General features: G+C 36.5%; 23 protein-coding genes and 1 riboswitch. All 23 genes read right to left on the minus strand.

Annotated features, from left to right (window positions below; all coding sequences use genetic code 11):
- Nucleotides 1-201 precede the first annotated feature (201 nt).
- Complete coding sequence (locus tag QUF93_RS20010) at nucleotides 202-1,125, minus strand: dipeptidase (protein ID WP_002121680.1); 924 nt, start codon at nucleotides 1,123-1,125, stop codon at nucleotides 202-204.
- Between the two features lie 59 nt (nucleotides 1,126-1,184).
- A complete protein-coding gene (spoVS, locus tag QUF93_RS20015) occupies nucleotides 1,185-1,445 on the minus strand; it encodes a stage V sporulation protein SpoVS (RefSeq protein ID WP_000404341.1) in 261 nt (86 codons plus the stop codon).
- Nucleotides 1,446-1,594: 149 nt separating this feature from the next.
- Complete coding sequence (locus QUF93_RS20020) at nucleotides 1,595-2,389, minus strand: 2',3'-cyclic-nucleotide 2'-phosphodiesterase (RefSeq protein WP_002014601.1); 795 nt, start codon at nucleotides 2,387-2,389, stop codon at nucleotides 1,595-1,597.
- 178 nt (nucleotides 2,390-2,567) lie between these two features.
- The gene (gene rny / locus QUF93_RS20025; protein WP_289359992.1) at nucleotides 2,568-4,130 is read right to left on the minus strand and encodes a ribonuclease Y; all 1,563 of its coding nucleotides are present in this window, start codon (nucleotides 4,128-4,130) and stop codon (nucleotides 2,568-2,570) included.
- Between the two features lie 483 nt (nucleotides 4,131-4,613).
- Nucleotides 4,614-5,645, minus strand: a complete 1,032-nt coding sequence (gene recA / locus QUF93_RS20030; protein ID WP_002121682.1) for a recombinase RecA — start codon at nucleotides 5,643-5,645, stop codon at nucleotides 4,614-4,616.
- 143 nt (nucleotides 5,646-5,788) lie between these two features.
- Nucleotides 5,789-7,027 (minus strand): competence/damage-inducible protein A, encoded by a 1,239-nt coding sequence (locus QUF93_RS20035; RefSeq protein ID WP_289359993.1) that lies wholly within the window; start codon nucleotides 7,025-7,027, stop codon nucleotides 5,789-5,791.
- Between the two features lie 20 nt (nucleotides 7,028-7,047).
- Nucleotides 7,048-7,626, minus strand: a complete 579-nt coding sequence (pgsA, locus tag QUF93_RS20040) for a CDP-diacylglycerol--glycerol-3-phosphate 3-phosphatidyltransferase (protein ID WP_128281259.1) — start codon at nucleotides 7,624-7,626, stop codon at nucleotides 7,048-7,050.
- A gap of 63 nt (nucleotides 7,627-7,689) precedes the next feature.
- Entirely contained in the window at nucleotides 7,690-8,601 is a 912-nt protein-coding gene (locus QUF93_RS20045) for a helix-turn-helix domain-containing protein (RefSeq protein WP_289359994.1), read from the minus strand.
- Nucleotides 8,602-8,622: 21 nt separating this feature from the next.
- Entirely contained in the window at nucleotides 8,623-9,408 is a 786-nt protein-coding gene (locus QUF93_RS20050; protein ID WP_000574107.1) for a DUF3388 domain-containing protein, read from the minus strand.
- Nucleotides 9,409-9,546: 138 nt separating this feature from the next.
- On the minus strand, nucleotides 9,547-9,795 hold the full coding sequence (locus QUF93_RS20055; RefSeq protein WP_000114449.1) for a DUF3243 domain-containing protein: 249 nt from the start codon (nucleotides 9,793-9,795) through the stop codon (nucleotides 9,547-9,549).
- Nucleotides 9,796-9,870: 75 nt separating this feature from the next.
- On the minus strand, nucleotides 9,871-10,584 hold the full coding sequence (gene ymfI, locus QUF93_RS20060; protein WP_002121692.1) for an elongation factor P 5-aminopentanone reductase: 714 nt from the start codon (nucleotides 10,582-10,584) through the stop codon (nucleotides 9,871-9,873).
- Nucleotides 10,585-10,700: 116 nt separating this feature from the next.
- Nucleotides 10,701-11,987 carry an EF-P 5-aminopentanol modification-associated protein YfmH gene (gene yfmH, locus QUF93_RS20065; RefSeq protein WP_289375799.1) on the minus strand — a complete coding sequence of 429 codons (1,287 nt, stop codon included), beginning with the start codon at nucleotides 11,985-11,987 and terminating at the stop codon, nucleotides 10,701-10,703.
- On the minus strand, nucleotides 11,988-13,262 hold the full coding sequence (gene yfmF / locus QUF93_RS20070; RefSeq protein WP_289359995.1) for an EF-P 5-aminopentanol modification-associated protein YfmF: 1,275 nt from the start codon (nucleotides 13,260-13,262) through the stop codon (nucleotides 11,988-11,990).
- A 210-nt stretch (nucleotides 13,263-13,472) separates the two neighbouring features.
- The gene (locus QUF93_RS20075; RefSeq protein WP_000008852.1) at nucleotides 13,473-14,432 is read right to left on the minus strand and encodes an ABC transporter permease; all 960 of its coding nucleotides are present in this window, start codon (nucleotides 14,430-14,432) and stop codon (nucleotides 13,473-13,475) included.
- Nucleotides 14,433-15,491, minus strand: coding sequence for an ABC transporter permease (locus QUF93_RS20080; protein WP_001085263.1), 1,059 nt, complete (start codon nucleotides 15,489-15,491; stop codon nucleotides 14,433-14,435). It abuts the gene before it with no gap.
- On the minus strand, nucleotides 15,484-17,016 hold the full coding sequence (locus tag QUF93_RS20085; protein WP_002121699.1) for an ABC transporter ATP-binding protein: 1,533 nt from the start codon (nucleotides 17,014-17,016) through the stop codon (nucleotides 15,484-15,486). The genes QUF93_RS20080 and QUF93_RS20085 overlap by 8 nt, the downstream gene beginning before the upstream one ends.
- A 118-nt stretch (nucleotides 17,017-17,134) precedes the next feature.
- Nucleotides 17,135-18,211: a BMP family lipoprotein gene (locus tag QUF93_RS20090; protein WP_002121702.1), complete on the minus strand. Its 1,077-nt coding sequence runs from the start codon at nucleotides 18,209-18,211 to the stop codon at nucleotides 17,135-17,137.
- A 90-nt stretch (nucleotides 18,212-18,301) separates the two neighbouring features.
- Nucleotides 18,302-19,027: a GntR family transcriptional regulator gene (locus QUF93_RS20095; protein ID WP_002121705.1), complete on the minus strand. Its 726-nt coding sequence runs from the start codon at nucleotides 19,025-19,027 to the stop codon at nucleotides 18,302-18,304.
- Between the two features lie 233 nt (nucleotides 19,028-19,260).
- Nucleotides 19,261-19,362: riboswitch (purine riboswitch) on the minus strand.
- A gap of 204 nt (nucleotides 19,363-19,566) precedes the next feature.
- Entirely contained in the window at nucleotides 19,567-21,951 is a 2,385-nt protein-coding gene (locus QUF93_RS20100; RefSeq protein WP_088059895.1) for a DNA translocase FtsK, read from the minus strand.
- Nucleotides 21,952-22,165: 214 nt separating this feature from the next.
- A complete protein-coding gene (locus QUF93_RS20105; protein WP_002088064.1) occupies nucleotides 22,166-22,369 on the minus strand; it encodes a YlzJ-like family protein in 204 nt (67 codons plus the stop codon).
- On the minus strand, nucleotides 22,366-23,115 hold the full coding sequence (gene tepA, locus QUF93_RS20110) for a translocation-enhancing protein TepA (protein ID WP_289359997.1): 750 nt from the start codon (nucleotides 23,113-23,115) through the stop codon (nucleotides 22,366-22,368). The genes QUF93_RS20105 and tepA overlap by 4 nt, the downstream gene beginning before the upstream one ends.
- A 102-nt stretch (nucleotides 23,116-23,217) precedes the next feature.
- Entirely contained in the window at nucleotides 23,218-24,888 is a 1,671-nt protein-coding gene (locus tag QUF93_RS20115) for a ribonuclease J (RefSeq protein ID WP_289359998.1), read from the minus strand.
- A gap of 607 nt (nucleotides 24,889-25,495) precedes the next feature.
- The gene (gene dapA, locus QUF93_RS20120; protein ID WP_002121725.1) at nucleotides 25,496-26,374 is read right to left on the minus strand and encodes a 4-hydroxy-tetrahydrodipicolinate synthase; all 879 of its coding nucleotides are present in this window, start codon (nucleotides 26,372-26,374) and stop codon (nucleotides 25,496-25,498) included.
- Between the last annotated feature and the right edge of the window lie 11 nt (nucleotides 26,375-26,385).

A 26,385-nucleotide genomic window follows, 5' to 3' on the forward strand; every position in this document is an offset into this window, starting at 1 on the left:
ATTGTAGTGTATTTTTTTACAGTATTAGTTTAGCATTTTTTATGCAAATAAACTACAACGGACGCAAATTATGCCTCTTCTGATTTCCCTGAATCTTTAGTATAATGCTATTTCGTTTACCATTCTAGTATTAGGTCTTAAAAAAATCAATAAATTACCGTGAATTAATTTTAATTTTTCCGAATTTTTAAAAAATAATTTTTAGAAAGTAATACGGTCAATAAAATTTTTATACAAAAAATGTTCTACCATTGATTCACTATACTTTTTACAAAGTTGGTTAATTATATTTTCATAATCCCTATACGTTTCTACACCTATAACCGTTTCTAAAATCCCGTCAAAATCAGAACCAAATCCTATATTTTTTTCTCCACCTAATGAACAAATGTATTCCACATGCCTTAATATATCTGTTACATTCGCTCGTCTTTCATTCGCTAAAAATTGCGGTACAAAAGTAACTCCAATAATGCTATTTCGATTTATGAGAGCCCTTATTTGTTCGTCATTCAAATTGCGTGGATGTTGGCATAGTTGATGGCAGTTCGAGTGAGATGCAATCGGATTTTTTGCAATGTCAATAACATCCCAAAAACTTCTTTCATTTAAATGTGACACATCGGTCCATAAATGTAATGTGTTAAGCTCTTGTATAACTTGTCTACCAAAGGTAGTTAAGCCCGCCCCACGTTCCTCTAGTGCTCCATCAGCTAACAGATTGGCATAGTTCCATGTTAATCCAAAGGAACGTACACCTAAGCGATAAAACAAACGTAATTTCATCGCTTCTTTTCCAATTGCTTCGCATCCTTCTAATGTTAATAATGCTCCAATCTCGTCCTGTTTTAGCATGTTAATATCTTTTTTTGTCTGAATAAACTTCATTCCTGGTAGCGATAGAATTTCATTATGAAAAATATCTATCATTTGCAGCGCAACTTCAAAACGCTTTTCATACGCTACTGTTTCTGGTACATATATAGCAAAGCATTGTATACTTCCTTTTCTTTTCTTTAATTGTTCAAATGTAATATGTAATTGTGAATCGTTTTGAAAGTCTTTTTTTCCCTTTGCACTCCATAGCTGAAAGAGTACATCGCAATGAGCATCAAAAATTTTCATTTTCATTCCTCCACTATAAAAACAACCTGTTTGCATACATGCAAACAGGTTGTTTCAACTTAACGAGGTTCTACAATTAATTTTATCGCTGTACGCTCTTCACCATCGATCATAATATCTGTAAACGCTGGGATACAAATCAAGTCCAAACCGCTAGGCGCTACAAATCCTCTTGCAATTGCTACTGCCTTTACCGCTTGGTTTAATGCACCTGCACCAATAGCTTGAATTTCTGCTGTTCCGCGTTCGCGAATAACACCTGCAAGTGCACCAGCTACAGAATTAGGGACCGACGTTGCTTTAACTTTTAATATTTCCATTCCGCGTTTCCTCCTCGTTTCTATAAAAAGTAATAGCAATTATTTCACTTTAACTTATATTCACGAGGAATGGCACGTATTCCTGCTAAATTTCTGTAATTTTTCTAAAAAATTAAAATATAATAAATTCTCTAACTTTTCTTTAAAAATCAATCAAAAAACGGCTGGTCATCATTAATTAAAATACGCTCAATTTTCTTCGCTTTCCCTGTATTAGGATCCACATCAATTAACACTGCACTTAATTGCGTTCTACCATTTGTCACTTCAAAACGTACTGGTAAGTTCGTTAAAAACTTCTTCAATACCGCTTCGCGATCCATACCTAAAATCCCATCATATGGGCCTGTCATACCAACATCTGTAATATAAGCTGTTCCGCTTGGTAAAATACGATTATCAGCTGTAGGAACGTGTGTATGTGTACCTACTACCGCTGTAGCACGACCGTCTACGTACCAACCTAACGCCTGCTTCTCACTTGTTGTTTCAGCATGAAAATCAACAAAGATAATGTTTGTACGTTTTTTTGCAATGCTGATTAACTCATCCACTTTACGGAATGGACAATCAATTGGAGGAAGGAAAGTACGTCCTTGTAAGTTAATAACTGCAACTTCTGTTCCATTACAATTTACAAAGATGAGCCCTTTTCCCGGCGTTCCTTCTGGGAAATTAGCTGGTCTTGCAAGATATTTTGCATCATCAATAAATTCAAATACTTCACGGTTATCCCAAGCATGGTTTCCAAGCGTAACCGCTTGTGCCCCGCACTCTAAAAAGTTTCGATATATTTTTTCCGTAATTCCACGTCCACCCGCAGCATTTTCTCCATTAATAATTGTTACTGTGGGTGTATATTTTTTCTTTAATGCCGGTACGTACTGTTGAATCATGTCTCTACCAGGAGATCCTACTACATCCCCAACAAATAATATTCTCATATGTCTTACCCTTTCTATGTACTACATTTTTTATTACCATACTATAACTTGAAGCTATTTCCTTACAACAGTTACAATTTATCTATTATAAGTTTCTTTCACTTGCATACTGCTCATAAATAATTTTCTTTATTTTACCCAATTCCAACACAAAAAAATAAAGTGGTGTTTCACCACTTTATTTTGCGTATTCCACTGCACGTGTTTCACGAATAACAGTTACCTTAATATGTCCTGGATAATCCAGTTCATTTTCAATACGTTTTCGAATATCACGAGCTAAACGATGAGCTTCTAAATCATCAATTGTATCTGGCTTTACCAGAATACGAACTTCACGTCCTGCTTGAATTGCGAAAGATTTTTCTACGCCTTCATAAGACTCTGAAATCTCTTCCAACTTTTCAAGACGACGAATGTAGTTCTCAAGAGTTTCACTACGAGCTCCTGGTCTTGCAGCTGATAATGCATCTGCTGCAGCAACTAGAACTGCAATGATAGAAGTTGGTTCTGTGTCACCATGGTGAGATGCGATACTGTTTATTACAACAGGATGCTCTTTATATTTCGTTGCGAGTTCAACACCAATTTCAACGTGGCTACCTTCTACTTCATGATCGATTGCTTTTCCGATATCATGTAATAGACCAGCACGTCTTGCTAGTTTTTCATCCTCACCAAGCTCCGCTGCCATAAGTCCAGTTAAGAATGCAACTTCCATAGAGTGTTTTAAGACGTTTTGTCCGTAACTTGTACGGTATTTTAAACGACCTAAAATTTTAATTAAATCTGGATGTAAGCCATGAACACCCACTTCAAACGTTGTTTGCTCTCCGACTTCACGAATATACTCGTCCACTTCACGTCTTGATTTTTCGACCATCTCTTCAATACGCGCTGGGTGAATACGTCCGTCCTGTACTAGTTTATCAAGAGCGATACGAGCTGTTTCACGACGAATCGGATCAAATCCAGATAGAATTACCGCTTCTGGTGTATCATCGATAATAAGGTCAATACCTGTTAACGTTTCTAACGTACGAATATTACGCCCTTCACGTCCGATAATACGTCCCTTCATCTCGTCGTTTGGAAGATTTACAACCGAAACGGTTGTTTCAGCAACATGATCAGCTGCACATCTTTGCATTGCAAGAGATAAAATCTCTTTTGCCTTCTTATCCGCTTCTTCTTTCGCGCGAACTTCACTTTCTTTTACCATAACGGCAATTTCATGAGAAACTTCACTTTCCACTTTACCAAGAATAATTGCTTTCGCTTGTTCGCGTGTCAGATTGGAAATGCGCTCTAATTCCGTTTGTTGCTTTTGAACTAACTCTCCCACTTTGCTTTCCAACTCTTCAATCTGTTGTTGTTTCGCTACAAGAGATTCCTCTTTCTTTTCTAACTGTTGCTCGCGCTTATCGAGCGTTTCGTCTTTACGATCAAGGTTCTCTTCTTTTTGCATTAAACGATTTTCTTGTTTTTGTAATTCGCTTCTACGGTCACGAATTTCTAATTCAGCTTCTGTACGAAGTGTATGAATTTCATCCTTTGCTTCTAAAAGCGCTTCTTTCTTAAGTGCTTCAGCATCACGATTCGCTTCGTCTAGAATACGTTTTGCTTCATTAGCTGCACCATTAATCTTCGCTTCAGCAATAGACTTTCGAACAAAAAAGCCAACAACTGCACCGACTGTTGCAAGCAAAATGGAGATGAGTATCCAAACTGTACTACTCATGATTTCACCTCCCCTTGCTATGAATGAAAAAAGACTGTCGGCATGTACATTAAATTACAACGTACAGCAAAGACCGTCGTCCCGCTTTTTTAAGGGACTTTCTTCATTTCACAATTAAAATGTCATATTATTATTTCGGCAAGATTTAAGTCTTACTCCGAATATTACTTCTCTTCTTGAGAAGAGTGTATCGTATATAAGAAAAAATATACATTCTCATTGTATCTATCGCAATTTTCATTGTCAAGCGTTGTCTACTTTTACTTTCTTTACCTTCAACCCTGAATCTTATATGGATTTTAAAAATAGACTGCATATTATCCTGGAAAACCTTAGTAAATCCCAATTCATTCACTTAAAACATATGAATATTCCTCTTTATACATAGCCTTTTGGATAGAATAAATATTTTATCTCCAGCTATGTACAGCGCTTTCAAAGTGAATCAAAAAATAAAAGACACGGTCTCGTGTCTTTTATTTTTTAATCTTGAAGAGTTGAATCTTCCGTGCCTTCAACACCAGAGTCTTCACCAATTCCGTGATGTTCACGAACAAAGAAAGCAATTTCCTCTCTTAAATCCGTATTCTCTTTTAAGAATTGCTTCGAATTTTCACGACCTTGTCCTAAGCGTTCTTCATTATAAGAGTACCAAGCACCGCTCTTTTGAACGATATCAAGTTCAGAAGCCATATCTAAGATTTCACCTTCTCTTGAAATCCCTTCTCCGTACATAATATCAACTTCAGCAACACGGAATGGTGGTGCTACTTTATTTTTAACTACTTTTACTTTCGTTTTATTACCAACGATATCGTTACCTTGCTTTAATTGCTCAGCACGACGTACTTCAAGACGGACAGTTGAATAGAATTTCAACGCACGACCACCTGGAGTTGTTTCTGGGTTCCCGAACATAACCCCAACTTTTTCACGAATTTGGTTGATAAAGATTGCGATTGTTTTTGATTTGTTGATTGCACCTGAAAGTTTACGAAGTGCTTGTGACATTAAACGTGCTTGTAAACCAACGTGAGAGTCACCCATGTCCCCTTCGATCTCAGCTTTCGGTACAAGAGCTGCTACAGAGTCAATTACGATAATATCAACCGCGCCACTTCGTACAAGTGCTTCTGCGATTTCTAGACCTTGCTCTCCTGTATCAGGCTGTGATAATAGTAATTCATCGATGTTAACACCTAATTTTTGTGCATATACAGGATCCATCGCATGCTCCGCATCGATGAACGCCGCTTGTCCACCTTGACGCTGCACTTCCGCGATTGCGTGTAATGAAACTGTTGTTTTACCTGAACTTTCAGGTCCATAAATTTCAATAATACGTCCACGTGGGTATCCGCCTACCCCTAGTGCCACATCAAGTGCTAAAGAACCACTTGAAATTGTAGAAATTCTACGCTCCGCTTGTTCTCCTAATTTCATAATTGAACCTTTACCGAATTGCTTCTCTATTTGTTTTAACGCCATATCTAATGCCGCTTGACGATCACTCATTCAAAATTCCTCCTTAACTCAATTGCTAATCTTATTATACCTATTTTCAATTCAATTTGCCAACAAAAATCGAACATTTATTCGATTTTTTTATTTTCTATCAAATATAACTCGATTTATCCACAAAAAAAACTAGAAGAAATTTATATCTCTTCTAGCCTTTTATATAAATGATAAAATCCATATTTTGCAGAGCGTTCTCGAATTTGTTGACGACTTCCACTCAAATTAAGAGCGAAGACTTCAGTCGGTTCATCCTTAATCGCCAATCCAACAAATACTGTTCCTGGTTCTTTATGTTCTGAAGCATCCGGTCCTGCCACCCCAGTGAAACTAATTCCGATATCCGCTTTTAACAATTTCTTTACATTTTCAGCAAGATAACGAGCACACTGCTTACTAACCGCACCATCAGTACGTAATACTTCTTCAGGTACATGTAAAATTTGTTGCTTCACATCATTTTGATAACAAATGACACCGCCTTTAAATACAGACGAAACACCAGCATTTTCTGTTACTTGATTTCCAAAAAGACCACCTGTTAAACTTTCTGCACATGCTAAAGTTAACCCTTTTTCCTTCAAAAGCCTTATTGCCTTGTAATGAAGGAAATCTTGGTCATATCCGTAGAAAAATTCGCCTACTCTTTCTAAAATCAAATCTTCCACATGCTGAATCAGTTTCTCCGCCTCATCAGCATCATGATGTTTGGCAGTTAAACGTAATGTCACTTCTCCATCATTTGCAAGTGGTGCAATTGTTGGATTCGTTTGTCCATCAATTAAATCTTGGACTTTCACCTCTAATTGAGATTCACCAATACCAAAAAAGCGAAGAACACGAGAATAAATATTTTCCCCCGTTGTAAAGTTACGTAAAAAAGGCTCTACATAACTTACAAACATCGGCTTCATTTCTTTTGGTGGCCCTGGTAATAAAATATAAACTTTTCCGTTCTTATTTAATCCCATACCAGGCGCCATACCGTGATCATTCGCAAATACAGTCGATCCATTTAAAACGAGCGCCTGCTTTTTATTATTCTCCGTAAATTCACGGCCTGTACGCTTAAAATAATCGCTTATCGATGTTAATGCCTTTTCATCATACACAAGCTCTTCATCTAAACTAGACGCTATTGTTTCTTTCGTTAAATCATCTTTTGTCGGTCCTAATCCACCTGTAAAAATGAGCATATCAGCTCGTTCTTCAGCAACTTCAATTGCCTTCTGTAACCGCTTGTTATTATCCCCAACAACAGTATGGTAGTACACGTTAATTCCAATTGAAGCTAACTTTTCAGACAAAAACTGGGCATTTGTATTTGCAATTTGTCCAAGTAATAATTCCGTTCCAACCGCAATAATTTCAGCATTCATCCCAATTCCCCCATAAACTTCTATTTTGAGTTTACAAAAGCATCTTTATTTTTCCAGAAATAATCCCATCCTGAAATAACGGTAAAGAATAATGCAATCCATATGAAAATATCTGCAACTGGAATATGAAGTAAATTTAACGGTACATCATGTAATAAGTATGCTGCAATCGCAATAATTTGTGTCCATGTCTTAATTTTCCCTAACTGATTTGCTGCAACTACTTCCCCTGTTCCAGCAAGTACAAGGCGTAAACCTGTTACTGCAAACTCACGGCTTATAATTACAATAACGATCCAAGCAGGTACGTATTGCATCTCTACTAACGTGATAAGTGCTGCCGAAACAAGTAATTTATCTGCTAACGGGTCAAGGAATTTCCCTAAATTCGTTACAAGATTATACTTTCTTGCATAATGTCCATCAATCCAATCTGTAGCCGAAGCAATAATAAAGATAAGCGCCCCTACTAAATGTTGAATCGGTAACTCTACATCACCAATTATAAATGAGCCCCACTCAAAGGGCGCTAGCATAATTACCATAAAAATTGGAATTAAGCAGATTCTAGATATTGTAATTTTATTTGGTAAATTCACAGCTATTCCTCCATCATATCAAAAACATTTGTTCATTGAAAAAAGTCATCGAAGCGATGACTGTTATTGCGCAGCTTGCCCTATCCCTAGATTTTTAATCACGAATTTCTGATGATAATTCTCGTCCGGATTCAATGGGAATGTAACGACTTGGCCATTCAATTTAAATTCAACATTCGGTGCACTTCCTATATTAAGGTTTACCTCTTTCGCTGTTGATAAATCATATTTTTGGGTCTGGCCTGCCTGTAAAGTACCGCTAAAGATATCATTTCCTGCCTCATTTTTAATACCTACATAACTTGCGTTTTTTGTTGTAATTTCCAATTCTAACGCTTTATTATTATGAATTTCCAAAGTAGATGTTATCTTATCGGTCCCAACTAACTTAATTTCATTCTCACCAGTTGGCTGTCCTTTTTCTTCCTCTTTCTTTGGCTCTTCTTTCTTTGGCTCTTCTTTTTTTGGTTCTTCCGCTTTCGCTTCATCTTTCTTCGTATCTAGCGGAGAATTTTTTGCTTTTTGAACCTCAATTTTCTCACTTTGAGCATTTGGAACTTGCCTATCATCTTTTCCAGTTAACGCTTGAATAACAAACCAGACTACCACTCCACATGCGATTACTAACAACGCAATCAAAATTTTTGGCATATGATCTGCAATTGGCCATGATGAAGATTTTTGCATTGTTTCTTGTGTTTTCTGTCCAGTTGATACTTGCGGAACATCGTGTTTTTCAGATTGTGGTATCGTACTCTGATATTCTACAAGCAGTTCCTCTCCATTTAATCCAACCGCATCTGCGTGTTGTTTAATGAATGCACGCGCATAAAAAGCTCCTGGCAACACATCATAATTGCCTTCTTCAATCGCTACTAAATGGCGTTTTTGAATTTTTGTAATTTCATGTAGCTGATCAATAGACAAGCCTTTCGCTTCTCTTGCTTCTGTCAGCTTTTGTCCTAATTCCGTCACTACTAACACCTCAATATTTCTTTAAAAGTCGAACATAGAGAAATTATTTTGCGTACCTTGCTCAATTTCATCTACTAAATTATATTGAATTTCTTCATCATAATCGTTACGCAATTCGATAATATAATCAAAATCATCCAATGTGTATTCTGACTGACTCACAAACACATCCGGATGTTCTACAACTTTCGTTGCAGGCAATCTCATGATTTCACGAACGAGCTGCCAGTGTCTTTCATTGGCACGCTTTGTCGACACAATTCCATCTAGTATGAAAATATTATCGTCGCTATACTCATCTTCAATCAATTGGCTACGAACAGTTTGCTTAATGAGAGTAGATGATACGAATAACCATCTCTTATTTGCACAAACACTTGCGGCAACAATAGATTCTGTTTTTCCGACACGAGGCATTCCTCGTATCCCAATTAGTTTATGACCTTCTTTTTTCATTATCTCCGCCATAAAGTCTACAAGTAATCCTAATTCATCACGCACAAATCGAAATGTTTTCTTATCATCTGCATCTCGTTGTATGTACCTACCATGTCTAACTGCTAGCTTATCTCTAAGCTTTGGCGGACGATATTTCGTTACCGTTATATTATCCATCGTATTTAAAATTGATTCAAGTCTAGAGATTTGTTCTTGATTATCACACATAAGCAAAAGTCCACGTCGTGCATTATCTACACCATTAATTGTGACAATATTGATGCCAAGCATACCGATTAACGAAGAAACGTCACCAAGTAAGCCAGGTCGGTTTTTATGTATTTCATATTCAAAATACCATTCAATCATCCAAGATCACTCCCCCACGCTTACTTTACACCTACGTACTATATTATATGATTTCACCTTAATAGGGAAGCTAAATGTATAATCTATTCCTCCTAATTATTATACAAAAAAAGAGAGAGGAGCTTCTCCTCTCTACTTTTACTTATGTTGTACAAATTTCACCATTAAATTTGCAATTGTATGTTGTTCTTGTTCGTCAGCAACTTTCCAAAGCTCAGACAATAATTTTTCTTGATCGTTGCGCGCTTCTACTTCATTTGCTAAATAATCACCAACACGAAATGCCATATCTGATACTGCACCGCCATCAAGCCCTTTTCCTCCGGCTTGTTCTAAACGTTCTCCTAAAAAGCTCTTCCACTGATCAAAATTATCTAACACTGACATGTTTAAGCACCTCACTATTGAGTAATAGAATCATGCTTAATTTGTACATTTTTTTATTTTTTATGTAAGAAATTTTTAACAATGCCAACCGCCATTCACTCCGATAATTTGCCCCGTAATATAAGAAGCTCCTGGCGAAACAAGGAAGGAGACTGTTTTTGCTACCTCTTCGGGTAGTCCTATTCTACCTAATGGAATATCTTCAGCAATTTCATTTTTATCATCTTCTGAAAATACATTTAACATTTCTGTTTCGATTGCACCTGGCGCTACCGCATTAACGCGCAATCCACTTAAAGAAACTTCTTTTGCTAAAGCCTTCACATACGAATTTTGTGCACCTTTTACCATTGAGTACAGCACCTCACAAGATGCTCCTATTTGCCCCCATATGGATGAAATAATGACAACATTACCACTTCTCCTCCCGATCATCGGTGGAAGCGCCATCGATAGAAGTCTATATACACTCTTCACTTGAAGCTCCACCATATAATCTAATTCTTCATTCGTAACATCTGTTACTAATCCAAAGATACTCTTTCCAGCTGCGTATACAATAACATCAATAGGATGTTCGATTTGCCCCCACAATTCCTCCGCTCCATCGATAGAAGCTAAATTTGCTTGCACAGGAATCACTACATCAAATTCCTTTTGTAACTCCCTTACCTTCTCTTCGCTTTTATTGTAATGAATATAGACTGTATAACCATCCTCGATTAACTGCTTCGAAATAGAAGAGCCAATCCCTCCGCTTCCTCCAGTTACTAATGCATACTTTTTCATAAATTCCCTCTCTTATCTTTTATGTATAAATAAATAATACCCTCATCTTACCATTTGGCAATAACCAAACGTTAGATGAGGGATATAGATACTGCGTTTTTTATTCAAATATTACTTTACTTTTTTGGTAACACTTGGCAGATGCTCATTTTCTCTTCAACTAATAATGTTTTTGCTGCTTGTTGTAGGTCTTGAACAGTTAATCCTTCTAACACTGTAAGAGCATCAAATAAACTAGATTCATTAAACGCATATCGTGTAAACTGATTTGCAATATATTCCGGTGAATTCAGCGATCGTAAAAATCCACCAATTTTCTTTTTCTTCACCCGTTCCAGCGCAGTCTCATCTAACTGATCATAATTCGTTTGCAGTAAAATACCTTTTAATCGCTCTGCCAATTCATCAGGTTGCTTCGTATCTCCACCAACCATTGCAAAACCGAAGTTATTTTCTTCTGTATAGTCATACGAGAACGAATCATCAATAAGACCTTCATTATATAAAGATTCGTAATGAACTGACCCTTTTCCAAATAAATAATCCAAAAGTAATGTAAGCGCAATTTCTTGTTTTAAAAGGGCTTGCCCTTTTTCTTTTAAATTCGTTGCCTTAATACCAACTAAACATTTTGGAGTTTGAACAGGCATTGAAATAATCTTTTTCTTTTCATTTACTTCTTCTGGTTCCTCTTCAAAAGAGCGAACGATTTCCGGTTGATTTTCGTAATCTTTTTTCGCTTGATTTTCACGAACTAAATCCATTGTTTTTTCAGGATCAATCGCTCCAACAACAAATAATAACATGTTGCTTGGATGGTAAAAAGTCTCATAACATTCATACAGTAGGTCTTTTGTAATTTTACTAATAGACTCAATCGTCCCCGCAATATCAATTTTAATTGGATGTTTCACAAACAAACTATCGATTAACCCAAAGTATAAACGCCAATCTGGGTTATCTTGGTACATTTGAATTTCTTGACCGATAATACCTTTTTCTTTTTCAACCGTTTTTTCAGAGAAATACGGTTCTTGTACAAAGTCTAACAACGTATTTAAATTTTTCTCTACATTTGATGTACAGGAAAAGAGGTAAGCGGTTCTTGTAAAAGATGTAAAAGCGTTCGCTGAAGCACCTTGTTTACTAAACAATTGAAACGCATCATGGTCTTCTTTTTCAAACAATTTATGTTCAAGGAAATGAGCAATTCCATCTGGTACACGGGTCATGTCTTCTTTTCCAAGTGGAACAAATGTATTATCAACAGAACCGTACTTCGTCGTAAATGTTGCAAATGTTTTGTTGAAGCCTTGTTTCGGTAAGATATATACGTCTAATCCATTCGAAAGTTTTTCATAATAGAGCGTCTCTTTTAATTGCTCATACACAATTTTCTCCATTTATTCTCCCTCCGTTCCATGTAAAAAGTAAATTGTATCTAGTTCAATATTATTAGCAACTTTCACAATCTCTTCTTTCGTCACGCTTTCTATGCCCGTTAGCCATTCTTCAACTGGACGCGTACGCTCCGATATTACCCCGTGATAAAGCATTTCAACAAAACCACGTGGTGTATCAATTGCCTCTAAGATTTGATTTTGAATTACACTTTTCGTTTGCTGAATCTCTTCCTCTGAAAAATCACCGTTTTGCATTGCTTTCATCTGTTCTTTAATAATTTCAACAGCCTTTTCAAAGTTCTTCGCTTCAATTCCAGACATAACGAAGAGCAAACCTTTATGACTTTCAAATCTCGATGCTGCATAGTACGCTAAACTATTTTTTTCACGGACATTTACAAATAACTTCGAATGAGAAAATCCTCCAAATAATCCGTTAAACAATTGTAATGCAAAATAATCTTCATCTTTATACGTAATGAATGTGCGATAGCCGATATTTAATTTACTTTGCTTTAGTTCTTGTTTTTCAACAATTTCTTTTTCTTCATTATTTCGTTTATGAAGAAGTACATTTCTTTCTTTCCTAGCGCGAGGTGAAATCGAAAAATACTTATTTACAAGCTCCATGGCATCTTCTGAAATGTCACCAATGATATATAAATCCATTTCATCTTCAGCTAACACTTTTTGATAATATTGATACAAACTTTCATTTGTAATAGAAGCAACACTTTCTTTTTTCCCATTTGCACTTAAGCGATATGGTTCTACTTTGCACATTTCTTCAATTAAACGCTCGTTTGCATAACGCATTTTATCATCATAAGTAGCTTCAATTCGTTGCAAAAGTGCTCGTTTCTCACTTTCTACAATAGAAGATAGAAAACCGTCCCCTTCTGTTGCTGGATGTAAAACAATATCAGATAACATAGAAAGCGCTTTTTCAAATAACGGTGGTGCATCGCGTAAATATGTTTCATTTGCAATGTCTACATAAATAGAGATGATATGGTCTTCCCCTTTTTTACTTACATCTACCGCTAAAGAAGATCCATATAATTCTTCTAAATATTGACGAAGACGAATTACAGAAGGCAGTTTTTCTGTCGCACTTTGCAATACGTATGGCAATAGGGCACGCTCTGTCACCGTCTCCTCATTTAAAGGTGCTTTCAAACGAAATACAAAGGTATTTGTTTTATATTTATCAGTCGGAATAATATGTACTCGCAATCCACCTAATTCATGCAGTTGCTGTTCCATTAGTTTCATTAATAGCCCTCCTTTACGTATGTAGGAATATTCCTCTTCAATATACAGTTTTTAGAAATAAAAAATCAACTTTTCTTCCTTATTATGCTTACATTTGAGTCTTTCTAAAAACTTTAATATGTAAGGAACATAGTAAAATTCCGTATTACATATATTCTATGTAAAAAAGCCCGCACTAATGTGCGAGCTTTTCTTATACTTTCTAAATACTCATCGTTTTCCTTTTTCATAAGGCGTTCCGAGTGCTTTCGGAGCTTCAGATCGGCCTACAAAACCAACAAGTGCTAATATTGTGAATACGTATGGTAATATCGTTAATAGAACACTTGGAATTTGATCTAATACAGGAATTGTTCCACCTGTTACACTAAGAGATTGTGCAAAACCAAAGAATAGAGCTGCACCTAGTGCGCCTAGTGGATTCCACTTCCCAAAGATCATAGCAGCTAAAGCTAAGAAACCTTGTCCTGTAATAGTTGCCCCTGAGAAGTTATTAGAAATTGACATTGCAAAAATCGCCCCACCAATTCCGGCAAATACACCTGATATACAAACGCCGATATAGCGCATTTTATATACGTTAATCCCCATCGTATCCGCTGCCATTGGGTGTTCACCAACAGCACGCAATCGAAGACCGAACGGTGTTTTATAAATAACATACCAAACAACAAATGCTAAAATAATCGCAATATACGACGTTATTGGTACATTTGAAAAGAATATTTTCCCTATCACCGGAATATCCGAAAGACCTGGAATATCAATCTTTTCAATACGGTACTGAATAAAGTCAGTTTGCCCTTTATCAAAGATCTTCTTAATTGCAAATACTGTTAAACCAAGAGATAAGAAGTTAATTGCTACACCACTTACAACTTGATCCGCTCGGAATGTAATAGATGCTACTGCATGAAGCAATGCAAATAACCCACTACCAATTGCCGCAAATAATAACGCAATCCACGGCGTCATCGTTCCCCAAGTATCACCCATTAATAAGTTTGTGACAACTCCAATAAATGCACCAAATAGCATTAGTCCTTCTAATCCGATATTTACAACACCCGATCGTTCACTAAATACACCACCTAGTGCTGTAAAAATTATAGGTGCCGATGTATATAACGTACCCGTCACAAGAATGGCTAATATATCTAAAAAGCTCATTTATTTCCCCTCCTTGCTCATGCGTGTAAGCGCCCATCTTAACACATAACTACATGCAACAAAGAAGATGATACATGCAATAATTACGTTTATAAGCTCTGATGGCACATCTGCCTCAAAGTTCATTTGAGGGGAAGCACTTTTCAAACCACCAAATAATAAAGCTGAAAGGATAATGCCAAACGGATTATTTCCTCCAAGTAAGGCTACGGCAATCCCGTCAAATCCTACCCCTGTAAAGGAAGACATCGCTGTCATGCTTTGGAATGTTCCTAATCCTTCCATCGCTCCACCAATCCCTGCAAACGCACCAGCAATTGTCATGGAAAACACTACATTACGAGAAACTTTCATACCTGCATATTGAGAAGCATGTTGATTAAATCCTACCGACTTTAATTCATAACCTAAAGTTGTTCGATCTAATAAGAACCACATTAAAATAGCGATTAAAATTGCTACAATAATTCCCCAGTGAAGGCGTGAACCGTCAGTAATGGAAGCAAGCCAGTCTGAAGATAATGACGCACTCTCTTTAATGTCGTACGTTTTATCGTTACCCTCGTGTAAAAAGCGCTTAATAATATCATATGTTACATATAACGCGATATAGTTCATCATAATTGTTACAATAACTTCATTAACTTGAAACTTTCCCTTTAAATATCCAGGGATGAAACCCCAGATTCCGCCTACCAACGCTGCGAATAAAATAGATAATGGAATGTGAAGAACAGCTGGTAGCGAGACTGCATAACCGAACCAAACCGCTGCAAGCCAACCAACTAACAATTGACCCTCTACCCCGATATTAAATAAACCTGTACGAAATGCAAACGCCACCGATAAACCAGCAAGAATAAGCGGTATCATTGTACGAAGCGTTTCACCAATCGCACTTGGGCTGCCGAACATGCCTGTCCAAAGTGCACTATAACCAACAATTGGGTCATAGCCACTAACTAGCATTACAATTGCTCCTACAAGTAAGCCAAAAATAACGGATAGTACTGGGACTAAAATATTTATCGTTCGTTCTGTTAAAAGTTTTTTAGCCATTTGTACCCACCTGCTCCTTCTTTGTTCCTCCAGCCATTAACAATCCAAGCTGTTGTTCATTCGTTTCTTTCGCATCAACTATTGCTACAATTGTTCCTTCATAAATAACAGCAATTCGATCGCTAACATTTAAAATTTCCTCTAACTCTAGTGATAAAAGTAATACACCTTTTCCTCTATCTCTTTGCTCTATTAATCTCTTATGAATAAATTCAATTGCCCCTACATCTAAACCACGTGTCGGCTGTGCTGCAATTAATAAATCTGGATCACGGTCTACTTCACGTGCAATAATTGCCTTTTGCTGATTCCCCCCAGATAGTGCACGAGCTAACGTTTGCTCACTAGGTGTACGTACATCAAACTGTTCAATAAGCGCCTTAGCTTTTTCTGTAATTTTGCTGAAATTTAAAATCCCTTTCTTTGAAAACGGATTTTTATAGTACGTTTGCAAAACTATATTATCTCTAACAGAAAAATCAAGAACGAGTCCGTGTTTATGACGATCTTCTGGAATATGACCAATTCCCTCTTCTGTTATTCTTCTAACAGGCCAATTTGTTATTTCTTTCCCTTTAATTGCAATAGAACCTGACTCAACTTTTCGTAAACCAGTAATTGCTTCTATTAATTCACTTTGTCCGTTTCCATCAATTCCTGCAATACCAACAATTTCCCCCGCACGAACAGTTAAGTCAAGGCCTTTTACAGCAGGTAGTTGACGTGCATCGTGAACAACAAGATTTGCAATTGAAAGTACCGCTTCTTTTGGCTTCGCGTCTATTTTTTCTGTTTTAAAATTCACTTGACGTCCGACCATTAATTCTGCAAGTTTATTTTCATCCGTATTTGCAACGTCAACCGTTCCAATCCCTTTTCCTTTACGAATAATCGTACAACGATCGCAAACTTCCATAATTTCTTTCAACTTATGTGTAATAAGAACAATAGATTTTCCTTCTTGCACAAGCTTTTTCATAATTTGAATTAGCTCATGAATTTCTTGTGGTGTTAACACAGCTGTCGGTTCATCAAATATTAAAATTTCTGCCCCGCGGTAAAGTGTTTTTAAAATCTCAACGCGCTGTTGCATACCGACAGAAATATCTTGTATTTTCGCATATGGATCTACAGCTAAACCGTATTGTTCAGACAGTTTTTGAATTTCTTTAGCAGCTTCCTCAACAGCAATTTTCCCTTTTTTCTTCGGTTCGTTTCCGAGAATAATATTCTCTGTAACTGTAAAATTATGAACAAGCATAAAGTGCTGATGTACCATTCCAATACCAAGGTCATTTGCTATATTCGGATTTGTAATCTTTACAGTTTTTCCTTTAATTTTAATTTCACCTTGTTCTGGCTGGTACAAACCAAATAGTACATTCATCAATGTGGATTTCCCTGCACCATTTTCTCCAAGTAAAGCATGTATTTCTCCCTGCTTTACTTGCAGCGTAATATCATCATTCGCTACAATGCCTGGGAATACTTTCGTAATGTTATTCATCTCAATTACGTATTCCATTGTGTTCCTCCTTTTAACAGGGAACATTCCCCTATTACACTATTAACTTATTAAGCAATTCGGAAGTTTTATACATACAAAGGTTAGTTCTATGAACTAACCTTTGCTATTTCTCTATTTATTTTTTTAGAGAAGCTTCATATTCTTTATACTCTTTATCTGTAGCTGGTACTTTAATTGCACCATCTGTAATTTTCTTTTCAAACTCTTCTACTTTTGTTAAAATTTCAGGGTTAACTTTTTTCACGTTGTCAGTTGTTTTTGCAATACCAACGCCGTCATCTTTTAAGCCAAACGCTTCTACTTTACCGCCTTTTAATTTACCGTCTTTCGCTTCTTGTGCTACTTTTTCAACAGCGATATCTACACGTTTTACCATTGAAGTTAATGTTACGTTTTCAGGCATACCTTCTTGGTTTTGGTCACGGTCAACACCGATTACCCAAACGTTTTCACCTTTTTTCTTACGGTTTTTCGCTTCAGTGAACACACCATTACCTGTACCACCAGCAGCATGATAAATTACATCTACGCCTTGACCATACATTGCTGAAGCAAGAACTGTACCTTTTTCAGGTTTATCAAATGCTTCTGCATATTCAGATACGATTTCAATATTTGGATTTACTGCCTTGGCACCGGCTTTAAATCCATTTTCGAATTTACTAATTAAATCACTCTTCATTCCACCAACAAATCCTACTTTATTCGATTTCGTTGACATAGCTGCTACTGCACCTACAAGGAATGAGCCTTCATGATCTTTAAATGTAATGCTTGTTACGTTTGGTGCATCTACAACAGTATCAACGATTGCGAATTGTTGTTTTGGAGATTCTTTTGCTACTTCTTTAATTGCACCTTCTAATTTATAACCAATCCCGAAAGATAAATCATACTTATCTTTTGAAAATTTCTTTAAGTTCGGAATATAATCTGCTTCTTTTTCAGACTGTAGGTAACGATAATTTGTCTTTTCCTTTAAATCGTTTTCTTTACCAAACTTTTTTAGTCCTTCCCAAGAAGATTGGTTGAATGATTTGTCATCAACGCCCCCAACATCTGTAACCATACCAACCTTAAACTCTTTATCCCCTTTTTTGTCACTATCCGCTTTATCCGAGTTACCACATGCACCTAACACTGTACTTGCTGCTAACGTTAACGATAATAAAAGACCTGTTTTTTTCTTCATACTAGAAACCCCTCCTGAAATGTTTTGTCTAATGATTCATACGCTGCTGTCCCTTACTTCTTGCTGTCACCTCCCTAAAAAGGAACTTCCCTACATACGTTTTCTTAATACGTGGAAGCTAAACTTATCAGCTCTAAAGTAATTAATAGAATATAAGATTGGCTCATCATTTTGATCATAGTGCATTTGTTTTAAAACTAGCAGTGCCGTTTCAGGTTCACATTCTAAAATCGGTGAAATTTTCGGGTGATAACCAATCGGTTCAATATGAGCAACTGCGTATGTGATACGCTTGTGCGTATTATTATGTATTACTGTAAGCAGCGATTCCTCATTGTATCCCGATAAATCTGGTAATATCTCTTTCGCTAGTTTATCAATGCAATACACAACTGGTTCCCCATCCGCTGTACGAACACGTTCAATCATTACTGCACTAAAACCATCTTCACAATTAAATTTCTCTTTTTCTTCTTCTGTTAAAGTTGTTGTAGATGATGATAAAAAGATTGTTCCTGGTGTTTTCCCCACACTAGAAATCATATCTGTAATACTAGAAAGTTGCTCTATTCCAGAAGAAAATAACGGCTTCGCATTTACAAATGTCCCTACACCATGTCTACGAATAACAACATTTTCTTCTTCTAAAATGCGCAGTGCTTCCCTTAAAGTTGCCCTACTTACACCAAGTTCTTTCGCTAGATCAAACTCTGAAGGTAACTTTTGTTTTTCTTTGTAAGCCCCATCTTTAATTTTTCCTTTGATGTGATCAATCACCCGCAAATATAGGTGACGACTATCGGATTTTACTGACATAAGACTCCCCCGCATTTCAATTATTCGACCTCTGATGTAAGACTTCTTTTCTCTTTTTTCAACTTACAACATAGTAAAAATTACTAAATACTAAAAATAAGCGTAATTATCGAATAAATATTAATAATTTTTCAAGATGAAATTTTCACTCTTTATTCCATAAAAAAAACTTTGCACCATAAACATTTCTCATATAGAGAAAAAGTTCGGCACAAAGATTCCTTACATCCTTTGTTACACACTTTTCCCCTCATAGTCTAGCAATTCATGGTTGCCAGGTAGAAACTTATGGACCTTATTTCCAAGATTATATGAGGCAGTGGTTCTTTTCGAAGTAATCTTACCACTTGCTCCCATATGTGTCAACAGAATTCAACATTTTTCTCCATTAAATATCGAACGTTTAGAAAACCAAAACGATAAGCATTCGTATTCTAAAGAGCTACCTGTTATGTAAGCACTTTCTTTTCTAGTGACTATAGTATATAACAAAAACAGCATATAAAAAAGCCTAATTGTAAAAACAATTAGGCTTTTTTTTAAGAACTTTTTTCTTGCACATCTTTAATGAGTACTCCCCTTGGTTTACTACCTTCATAAGGACCTACTACACCATTCATTTCCATGGCATCAATTAAACGAGCTGCTCGCGTATATCCTACTCTAAATCTACGTTGTAACATAGAAACAGATGCCGTTTGCATTTCTACTACAAGCTGAACCGCTTCATCGTATAATTCATCTTCTACTTCCTGCTTTGTTTCAGGAACATCTTGTGGAATCATATCCTCTTGATATTGCGCTTTTTGCTGCGCAATAACAGATTCTACGACTCTCTCAACTTCATCATCTGATAAAAATGCCCCTTGTACACGAACAGGTTTCGATGCACCAATTGGTATGAACAACATATCTCCACGACCTAACAACTTCTCTGCACCACCACCATCAAGAATCGTTCGTGAGTCTGTCTGGGAAGATACAGCAAATGCAATACGCGATGGAATATTCGCCTTAATAACACCCGTAATTACATCAACTGACGGACGCTGAGTCGCAATAATTAAATGAATACCAGCAGCACGTGCCATTTGCGCTAAACGCATAATTGCATCTTCTACATCAGAAGAAGCAACCATCATTAAATCAGCTAACTCGTCCACAATTACTACTATATACGGCAATTCAGGTTGTTTCGCTTCTGATTGACTATTATGTTCTTTAATATGATCGTTATACCCTTCAATATTACGCGTTCCACTATGCGCGAACAATTCATAGCGACGCTCCATTTCACTCACAACTTTTTTCAAAGCCTGTGACGCCTTTTTCGGATCAGTTACAACCGGTGTTAATAAATGCGGAACACCGTTATATACATTTAACTCTACCATTTTCGGGTCAATCATCATTAATTTTACTTCATGCGGTTTCGCACGCATTAAAATACTAACGATTATTCCATTAATACATACACTCTTTCCACTACCAGTCGCACCAGCTACTAATAAATGGGGCATTTTATTTAAACGTGCCAATACAGCCTCTCCTGTAATATCACGTCCAAGACCGATTAATAACTTCTCTTCTGGGTGGTTATTCGCCTTTGAATCAAGAACTTCTCTCAGCGTTACCATAGAAACTTCTGAATTTGGAACCTCAATCCCTACAGCTGATTTCCCGGGAATAGGTGCTTCAATACGAATGTCTTTCGCTGCTAAAGCAAGCGCTAAATCATCACTTAAACTAACAATTTTACTTACCTTTACTCCCATATCAGGATACACTTCATACTTCGTAACTGCAGGACCTCTATGTACTTTTGTTACTTTCGCTTTCACACCAAAACTTTGGAATGTACGTTCCAATTTACGAGCATTTTCATAAATTTCCGCATTTTCATTTGTAACTTGCTTATTTTGGGGAAACTTTAATATATCAAGCGAAGGAAGTTTATAATCTTTATTTTCCACATTAGAAAATTGCATAGGAGGTGCTTTCGTTTCACCTTCTAGCGATTCAACGATTTTTTCTCCTCGTTTTTTTTGAGGTTGTTCTTCTGGCGTAGGCGGAACTGCCTCTTCAATAAACGGAGGAGTGATTAAATCATTTTCTTCTATCTGCTTTTCCATCTCTTCACTTACTGGATAATTCTCAGTAAAATTCGAAATAATTGGTGGACCAATTTCTATTTCTTCTACTGGCTCAATAGCTTCTTCTTGTTCAGCAACACGTTCACGCCTCTTGCTTCTTGTTGTTTTTTTCTTTTCAGTTTGCTCAGCGACCCTTTGAGATTTCCAATCTTTATAATCCCCTTGCATTACTTGAAATTGACTTCTAAGAATTCTCCCTACCGGAGCAAGTACTTCTCCAATATGCTTATTTGTTATACAAAGTATTCCAAGAATAACTAAAATAATTCCAATGATATATGCCCCTACTTCGTCAAATAAGAAGTAGCACGTTGCAAACATCAGTGCACCAAACATACCACCACCTAAATGAACACTATCCGGGCCCTTTTTCATTTCAAGGAAGAAGTAATCTTTTGTACTAACAATTACAGAAGTATTTTGCACAGCTCCATCTTTCGTAAGAAGGTTAAATAATGTAATATGACTAAACATTAATATTGCTAGTACAATTAAATAAACACCTATTAGCCGTTTATTTAAAAGGTTTGGCCATCCACGCTTTATTACAAATGCAACAGATAAAGCTATTACACCTAACACACCAATTATGTACCACTCACCAAAGAAGAAGCGAAAAAATAACACAAACGATTTCCCTACAACACCTAGCTGTAAAATCGTAATAATTGAAAGTGCAAAAAGAGTCAACCCGACGATTTCATAATACAAAGTTGGCTTTATCGTACGTCTTGCCTTTGCCTTCGTCCCTCTTTGCTTTTGTTTTGCCATTTCTTCACCTCGTGTTCTAAAAATTAAGTACAACTTCCTTATAAAAAAGCTCTACTTATATGTCTTTCTCTCTATTTTTCAGGTCTTTATATCTTCTATTTTTACACTTCTTGTAAAATGTTAAATAAACAGAAGAAAGCAGCCTACTCATGGCTGCTCAACCGTCTTGTTTTTTATATTATACCATAGCTCCTAAACAAAATCCTTCTTTTTGCTAAAAGGTAATTTTCTGTCCAGGCTCAAACTCTAGGTAGTGAGACGGATTCGTACTTAATACACGCACAATAGAGTAACATTGATTATCCTCCTCAGAAACCACTAATTCCACGCCATTTATATTCACAACTTTTTGGCTTTCGCATTGTGAATAATCGGCCGGATACACAAGTTGCTCTGGCATAATTGTGTATAAAATCATTGTAGTATTGTCCCCTCTGCACTATTATCCGTGCGTTCATCAATTAATTCGTTTAATTTTCGAAGTGCGCTACCAATACCACCGACATCATCTATAAGACCATACTTCACTGCGTCTCCACCTATTACATTCGTCCCAATATCTCGCGTCAAATTCCCTTTTGCAAACATAAGCTCTTTAAAACGATCTTCCGTTACTTTCGAATGCTTTGTCACAAATCGAATGACTCTTTCTTGCATTTTATCCAAATACTCAAATGTTTGCGGCACACCTATAACAAGACCTGTTAAACGAATCGGATGAATTGTCATCGTCGCTGTTTCAGCAATAAATGAATAATCAGTTGAGACCGCAATCGGTACACCGATTGAATGCCCTCCTCCTAAAACAAGAGATACAGTTGGTTTTGAAAGCGAAGCCACCATTTCAGAAATCGCTAACCCAGCTTCAACGTCACCTCCAACTGTATTTAATATTAATAGTAAACCTTCAATTTTTGGATTTTGTTCAATCGCGACAATTTGCGGAATGATGTGTTCATATTTTGTTGTTTTATTTTGTGGTGGCAACTGAATATGACCTTCTACCTGCCCAACAATTGTTAAGCAATGAATACGCGATTCATTCATTTGTGGTACATTCGTCTGTCCAAGTTGTTGAATTTTCTCCACTATAGAAGCTTCTTTTGGAACTTCCTTCGGCTCAGCTTCTTTTTCTTCATTTGTATAACGATCACGTTCTGTCATATCGCATCCCCTTTCACTCGTATATAACTATTATTTCTTAAGTTATAAATTTCATTCGATAGGGTTAAAAAAGAAAAAGATCACCTGTAAAGGTGACCTTCTTTATACTTCCATAATAATCGGTAAAATCATTGGCTTTCTCTTCGTTTCTTCGTACAAGAACTGCCCTAATAATTCACGAATATTTTGTTTCAACATAGACCATTCAATTGTATACTCTTTAATTGATTGTTCAACAATCATACGTACAATATCTGTGGATCGTTCGATTAATGCTTCTGATTCACGAACATATACAAAGCCGCGTGAAATAATTTCTGGACCAGAGATTATTTTCTTTTCATCCTTACCTAGTGTTACAACAACAACTAAAATTCCATCTTGAGATAACATCTTTCTATCTCGAAGAACGATGTTACCGACGTCACCTACACCTAATCCATCAATTAAAACATTGCCAGCTTGCACTTTACCAGCTAATTTTGCTTCATCGTCACCAAAAGCAATTACATCACCTTTTTCTACGATAAAGATATTCTCTCTCGTAATACCTACATCTTCCGCTAAATATGCATGTGCTTTTTGCATACGGAACTCACCATGTACGGGTACAAAATACTTCGGCTTCATTAAATTTATCATCAGCTTTAATTCTTCTTGGCTACCGTGACCTGAAACGTGAACTTTTCTTTCACCGTAATAAACAACCTCAGCCCCAGATCTAAATAACAAGTCAATAATTTTTGATACAGATATTTCATTTCCTGGAATTGGAGAAGCTGCAATAATAACAGTATCACCTTTACGAATTGAAATTTGTTTATGAGCTTGCTTCGCCATTCTAGAAAGGGCTGCCATCGGTTCCCCTTGACTACCAGTCGTTAAAATAGCTACCTTTTTTTCCGGGAAATTGTCTATTTCTTGTAATGAAATAACCATACCTTCTGGAACATCTAAATAACCAAGACGTCTTGCAATATCTACCACTTTCACCATGCTACGTCCTACTACCGCTACCTTCCTTCCAGTTTCAGCAGCTGCATCAAACACTTGTTGAATACGATGTACATTGGAGGCAAATGAAGCAACAATAATACGTCCTTCTGAACTATAGAATATTTTAGAAATTTCTATACCAACTTCTTTTTCCGAACCTGTATAACCAGGACGTTCAGCGTTTGTACTATCAGATAACAAGCAAAGTACGCCTTCATTTCCAATTTGCGCCATTTTTCCAAGATCAGCTCCACTATTTCCGATTGGAGTTTGATCAAATTTAAAGTCTCCGGTATATACTACAGCACCTTTTGATGTATGGAAACAAACACCCACAGAATCCGGAATACTATGTGTCGTTCCGAAGAATGATACAGTTGTTGAATTAAACTCTACTGTTGAATTCGAGTCAATTGTTTTTAAGTCTACACGGCCTAACATTCCTGCTTCGCCAAGCTTTTCTTGTATAAGTCCTACCGTTAATTTCGTCGCATATACTGGAATAGATAATTTACGAAGCACATAAACAATTCCACCAATATGATCTTCATGACCATGGGTAATAAATAGTCCTTTTACTCGCTCTTGATTTTCTACTAAATATGTAATGTCAGGAATAACAATATCAATCCCAAACATTTCATCTCCCGGGAACATCAATCCTGCATCTACAATAAAGATTTCAGAATCAATTTCAACACAGTACATGTTTTTTCCGATTTCACCTACTCCGCCAAGAGCAAATACTTTAACAGACTCATTCTCTTTTCTCTTCATGTTGTTGCCTGGTTTAAAAATCTTGCAAACACTGATTTCACTAAAATTGCAGAGACACCAGGGGAAACTCTGCAACCACCATATATTCACCGTCCAAGACGAATGTCCTTACCGTTATGCGATATCATGTCCTTGTTAATTTTTTAAACCAGGTTTCACCTCTCTTTCATTATATAAATCAAATATCTTATTCGATATGATATGAAAATTTCATTGAATTATAATTTTTTCCAATTTTGCTAAGCATACCCGTACTAAGCTACTTAGCCATATTATAACTGATACAAGAAATAGAACACAAGTTAAATTATGCGAAAGACAAGAGAAGACGCTAAAGTGAGGCTGTAATTTTCGGGGGGTATCTTCATATCATACTCACTATTTTCCCTACGTAATAAGAGTTTAATGGAAAAATATGCATGTAAGTTCTTTACATAAACATGAAACGATATTCACTAAAAAATCTTATCTCTGTAATCAGTTTCTAACTAATCCCATACTCTGCCATCCCCTTCTTATTAGAGCCTATTAACTATAGCTAATTTTCACCACTTACATATAGTTAGTCAAAATAAAAATGACCTAGTTTCACACTAGGTCATTTTTATTAACGAGGAATAGATTGCATTACAGATTGTAACGTTACTCTTTCTTCTTCCGTTAATGGAAGAAGTGGTAAACGTACAGAACCTACATCTAATCCAACCATTTGTAATGCTGTTTTTACTGGTGTTGGGCTTGGCGCCATAAATAGTGCATCCGTTACTTTTACTAGTAATTGATGTAATTTCTGCGCTTTTTTGAACTCTCCAGCTTGGAATGCAGCAATCATTTCTTGCATTTCATTCCCGATAACATGAGATGCTACAGAAATAATACCTTTTGCTCCAATTGCCATAGCTGGTAATGTTAAACCATCATCACCGCTGTATACTGCAAAGTCGTCCGCTGTTTTTTCAATGATTTCTGTCATTGTTAACACATCGCCGCCTGCATCTTTAATCGCAACAATGTTTTCTATTTCTGATAAACGAACAACTGTATCAACGGAGATTTGTACAATAGATCGCCCTGGAACATTATATAGCATTACCGGAAGCGGAGTGCTTTCAGCGATTGTTTTAAAGTGCTGATACATCCCTTCTTGACTCGGTTTGTTATAATACGGTGCCACTAGCATAACTGCATCAACACCAACTTCAGTTGCCTTTTTTGTTAAATCAACAGAAGCATGCGTATTATTACTACCTGTTCCAGCGATTACGGGCACCCTTTTATCGACAACAGATACGACATGGCGATATAACGCTACTTTTTCTTCTGATGTTAATGTAGGAGATTCTCCAGTCGTTCCTCCTACCACGATTGCTGTTGTACCGTTATCAATTAAATAATTTACCAATTTCGTTGTCTTTGCAAAATCGATATTACCGTTTTTATCAAACGGTGTTACCATCGCGGTTGCAATTGTCCCAAAATCTATCATGATCTCACTCC

The organism is Bacillus hominis (assembly GCF_030348325.1).
In the GTDB taxonomy this organism is placed as follows: domain Bacteria; phylum Bacillota; class Bacilli; order Bacillales; family Bacillaceae_G; genus Bacillus_A; species Bacillus_A hominis.